Consider the following 4,762-nt stretch of genomic DNA (forward strand, 5'->3'; position numbering starts at 1 on the left):
ACGGCGCCCGTCAGCGCTCACCTGAACACCGCCAGATCCGGGCAGGATGAGCGTGGTGCCGGTCTGAGCGCCGGTGGCGGTGTTGACCACGGTCAACCGGGTCGCGGTGATGGCACCGCCGGCATCGGTGACCGTCGTGATGAACATGGCGCGGGTGCCATTGGCAGCCAGCTGCCGGGAGTCCGATGCGAGTTCTCCGGTGAGGGTGAGGGTGGTGCCGACCTGGGCGCCGGTGGTGGTGTCGATCACGGCCACCCGGCTGGTGTACGGGGTTCCGTAGGTGCTATCGGTGATCAGGACGCGGGTTCCATCTGCATTCTTGAGCGGTGGACCGCTCGTTGCATCGACATCGAGCGTGAGTGTGGTGCCGGTTTGAGTGCCGTCGGTGTTCAGTACTGCGACTCGAGTCGAGTATGTGCGGCGGGTCGCATCGTAGACGCGCGTGGTGATAAGGGCACTCGTGCCCTGCGCGTTCAATGGCAGGAAGCCCCATGGGTCACCGGGAAGGGTGAACTTGGTGCCGATCTGGGCCCCGGTGGTGGTGTCGACCACGGTCACCCACGTTGTCGTCGCGGGCGTTAGCGTCTCCTGGTTGTAGTTGGCTGTCGTGATCAATGCGCGGGTGCCGTCGGCGCTCAGCATCGCGGCTTGCGGGCCCATGAACGCGCCCACTGCGTTGCCCGCGAGGGTGAGAGTGGTGCCGAGCTGCGCCCCGGTGACAGGGTCGATCACCGCGACATTGGTGATGTTGCTGGGTTGGCCGTTGACGCTGTCGGGGGCACCGACGATCACGGCGCGGGAGCCGTTGGCACTCAACAGCGATGACGACACCCAACCGGTGACTGGGACTGTCCCGAGTCGGGTGCCGGTCCTGGTATCGATCACCGATGCCAGGGTGGTGGTGTTGCTGCCAAACGTGCTGGGTTCGTATGTCGTGATCAGGACGCGGGTGCCGTCGGGTGTCATCAGTGGAGGCTTGCCTGTGATCCAGCCGCGGAGCGTGATGTTGCCGATAACGGTCACCGTGGGCGCGGTGGAATCGGCGTTGGCGACGGTGACCGTCACCGACGACGTAGTGGTGTTGCCGGCAGCATCGCGGGCACGCGCGGTCAGCGTATGGGTACCGTCCGCGACGGCGGTGGTGTCCCACGACGCGCTGTACGGCCCGGCGGTGTCCTCCGCGCCCAGCGGGGCGTCGTCCACCAGGAACTGCACCCCGGCCACCCCCTTGTTGTCCGAGGCGACCGCCGACAACGACACCGTGCCCGACACCGTCGCACCATTGGCCGGAGCACCAATACTCACCGACGGCGCGGAGGTATCGACGTTGGCGACGGTGACCGTCACCGACGACGTAGTGGTGTTGCCGGCAGCATCGCGGGCACGCGCCGTCAACGTATGAGCACCGTCCGCGACGGCGGTGGTGTCCCACGACGCGCTGTACGGCCCGGCCGTGTCCTCCGCGCCCACCGGGGCGTCGTCCACCAGGAACTGCACCCCGGCCACCCCCTTGTTATCCGAGGCGACCGCCGACAACGACACCGTCCCTGACACCGTCGCACCATTGGCCGGAGCACCAATACTCACCGACGGCGCGGAGGTATCGACGTTGGCGACGGTGACCGTCACCGACGACGTAGTGGTGTTGCCGGCAGCGTCACGGGCACGCGCGGTCAACGTATGAGCACCGTCCGCGACGGCGGTGGTGTCCCACGACGCGCTGTACGGCCCGGCCGTGTCCTCCGCGCCCACCGGGGCGTTGTCCACCAGGAACTGCACCCCTGCCACCCCCTTGTTATCCGAGGCGACCGCCGACAACGACACCGTGCCCGACACCGTCGCGTTGCGGGCGGGCCCGGTGAGTTTCACAGTGGGTGCCCTGGTGTCGGGTTTGATCGCCTTTGTCGCCGTCTTCACCGCCTTCACCGCCGCATCGGCCGATACGGTTGCCCTGGCGACATCTGAGGTCGCCAGTGCCGACAACTGCATGGTTGAGGCCTCGACAGCGGCCGGCTGATCGCCTTGACCGCGTGCGGTTTTGAGATCGTCGGTCACGAGACCGTCGACGGTTTGGCCGGTCAGCGTCGAGCTGACGGGCCGGCTTCCGCTTTCCTCGATCGCCGGTTGACCGAGCTGACGCCGGCGAGTGCCCATCGCCACCAACGCCCACCCCAACGGTGAATCCGCCGGCGGCTCGTCGGTTGCCGGCGAAGCGAACCCCAAGAGGCCCAGGACTATTCGGCGCACCTCATATCGAGGCAGCGTGGGTTCCTCAGGCGCAGCCGAGACAGCAACGCGCGACGCCACCGGACTGGTCTGCGGCAGCGACTGGCCGGTCCGGGTGTGCGCCGTCACAGCCTGCCGCGCGGTCAACTGCTGCAGCTCGACATTCACTACGGTGTCGGACGGTCGCAAGATGTCCGGCCGCGATGGTGAGGCACCCACAACAGCCGACCGCAACTCGGCATCTACCGTCGCCGCATCGGCCAAGTCATCTGCTCGCTGCCGGCTGTTGTCCAAGCCGTTCCTCCGGCCGCCGACCGGTGCTCCCGGCGACCGGCGGCTCGACGACGATGACGGCTTCCGGAGGGCCACCTGCACCTTGGTGACCGGAATCGGTTGCGCCTCGAGCTGCGCCGTACTCGTCACAGGCGCCGAATGGGTCAAGTCGACGGCTGAGCTACCCGCAGTGGATTGCGCCCCGCCGCTGCTCTGCGCCAGTCCGCTACGCGGATCGTCCGTCACAGGTGACCCAATCGACGTCGTGGCGGCGGTGCCCGTCGAACTCTTCGATACTTGCGCAGATGCCGACACACCAGCCGATGAGGCGCTCGACGGCGCGTCATCAGAACTGGCAGCAGCAGTCGCCGGGGACGTCTTAGCCGTCGATTTGTCCGTCGATGAGCTCGACGAGGTCGTGTCGCCGGTCGAAGCGGTCGACGAGGCACCGCTAGCCGACGAATCCGAATCTGCGGGCTCCGCCCACGCCACCTCCGGCGCGGCGGCAATCGCCATACCTACTCCCAACGCAACCGCTAACCCGCCGACACGGCCGATGTAGTTGGCGCTGCTCATCGTCGTTCCTCTCGCGAACCACGCATATAGGGCGCTACTGGTTGTGCCGCCCCAAGCGGTCAGGTAAGCGTTCGACGTCGTCCATGATCAAAACCCTGGCTCGCGTTCCGTGAAGCAAGCTCAGTAGTGCACTACGGCATTTCGCCGTTCTCAGCGGCGGAACTACTTAACACTGTTGAGCTGCACCCACGTGGGCTCAGCGAGACTCTGCCCAAGTTAGGCGGATCACACCGGATTTCCGTCGTCGTCCCAGTTGGCCGCGACCTTCTTGCTCGGTTGCACGCGCGGGGGTTCGCCCGGCATCTTCGGATAGCTCGGCGGATACGGCAGATCTCCCAGACCGCGGTCTTCGTCAGCCTCGGCCATGTCCAGCAGTGGCTCGAGGGACTGGGCGTTGCCGTCGATGTCCGCCCATGGATCCGCCCGTCCGGCAAGGAAATCCGGCACGGTCGAGATCGTGTAGTCGTCGGGGTCGGCGGTTCGCAGCTCGTCCCATGTCAGCGGCGTCGACACCGTCGCGATCGGGGTCTTGCGAGCCGAGTACGCCGAGGCGAACGTGCGATCCCTGGCGTTCTGGTTGTAGTCGATGAAGATGCGCGCGCCGCGTTCCTCCTTCCACCAGGAGGTGGTCACCGCATCGGGCGCCCGACGCTCCACCTCACGCGCCAACGCGATGCCCGCGCGCCGCACCGCGATGAAGTCCCAATCGGGTCGGATGCGAAGGAAGACGTGCACGCCCCGACCACCCGAGGTCTTCGGGTAGCCGACCAGCCCGAGTTCGTCGAGCAGCGGTTTGAGCACATCCACCGCGATGGAGCCGGCGTCGTCGAAAGCGGTTCCCGGCTGTGGGTCGAGGTCGACGCGCAGTTCGTCGGGATGCTCGGTGTCCGGGCAGCGCACCTGCCACGGGTGCAGCGTGACCGTGCCCATCTGCGCGGCCCACGCGATCGCCGACGGGTGAGTCACCTTGAGCGCGTCGGCCGTTCGTCCGGACGGAAAGGTGACTTCACACGTCTGGAGGTAGTCGGGATGCTTCTGCGGCACCCGCTTCTGGTAGATCTCCTCGCCGTCGATGCCGTCAGGGAAACGCTGAAGATGCGTGGGCCTGTCGCGCAACAGCGTCACCATCCGGTCTGCCACCGACAGGTAGTACTCGAAGAGCTTGCCCTTCGTACCGTCCTTGCCGAGCTTCGGAAAGTACACCTTGTCGCGGTTGGTCAGCCTGACCTTTACGCCGTCGACGTCGATTTCTTCTGCGGGAGTTGCCATCTCAGGACTCCAATACGTCGTATAGGTCGTAGTTGAGCGGGACGTCGAGTTGGTCGAAGGTACAACTTGCCGGCTCCCGGTCCGGGCGCCAGCGCCGGAACTTCACCGCGTGCCGGAAGCGGGCGGTCCCTGCCGACGTGTTGCCCTCCATCTGGTCGTAGGCAACCTCGCAGACCTTCTCCGGCCGGATAGGAACCCACCGCTTGTCGGCGGCCGAGTTCCAGCGGCTCGGATCGCCTTCGCGCATCTCGTCGCCCTCGCGCAGCGGCTCCAGCTCGGCCAGCAACTTGAGCCTGTCCTTCGCGGTGAAAGACGCTGCACCACCGACCATCTGCAACTCACCGTCATCGCGATACAGACCCAGCAGCATCGACCCGATACCTTCACCGCTCTTGTGGATGCGATAGCCGATGACCAC

General features: G+C 66.3%; 3 protein-coding genes and 1 pseudogene. 1 reads left to right on the top strand and 3 read right to left on the bottom strand.

Features of this window, described 5'->3' with window-relative positions; translation table 11 throughout:
- Positions 1-2,394, bottom strand: a 2,394-nt coding sequence (locus tag A5663_RS06660) for an Ig-like domain-containing protein (protein WP_231976710.1), incomplete at its 3' end; no start/stop codon positions are given.
- 22 nt (positions 2,395-2,416) lie between these two features.
- Between A5663_RS06660 and A5663_RS23285 the strand changes: the two genes are divergently transcribed.
- Complete coding sequence (locus tag A5663_RS23285) at positions 2,417-3,061, top strand: hypothetical protein (protein ID WP_197503317.1); 645 nt, start codon at positions 2,417-2,419, stop codon at positions 3,059-3,061.
- 239 nt (positions 3,062-3,300) lie between these two features.
- Here the strand turns inward: A5663_RS23285 and ligD are convergent, their stop codons facing one another.
- Together ligD and A5663_RS06675 are read right to left on the bottom strand one after the other, a co-directional pair.
- On the bottom strand, positions 3,301-4,344 hold the full coding sequence (gene ligD / locus A5663_RS06670; protein ID WP_068145624.1) for a non-homologous end-joining DNA ligase: 1,044 nt from the start codon (positions 4,342-4,344) through the stop codon (positions 3,301-3,303).
- Between the two features lies 1 nt (position 4,345).
- Positions 4,346-4,762 (bottom strand): annotated as a pseudogene (locus tag A5663_RS06675) (ATP-dependent DNA ligase); the annotation flags it as partial.

It is taken from the genome of Mycobacterium sp. E740, from assembly GCF_001672895.1.
Lineage (GTDB): Bacteria > Actinomycetota > Actinomycetes > Mycobacteriales > Mycobacteriaceae > Mycobacterium.

Coding starts and splice junctions, on each gene's coding strand:
- A5663_RS23285 (WP_197503317.1), top strand. CDS start 2,417: ATGTCCGGCCGCGATGGTGAGGCACCCACAACAGCCGACCGCAACTCG.
- ligD (WP_068145624.1), bottom strand. CDS start 4,344: ATGGCAACTCCCGCAGAAGAAATCGACGTCGACGGCGTAAAGGTCAGG.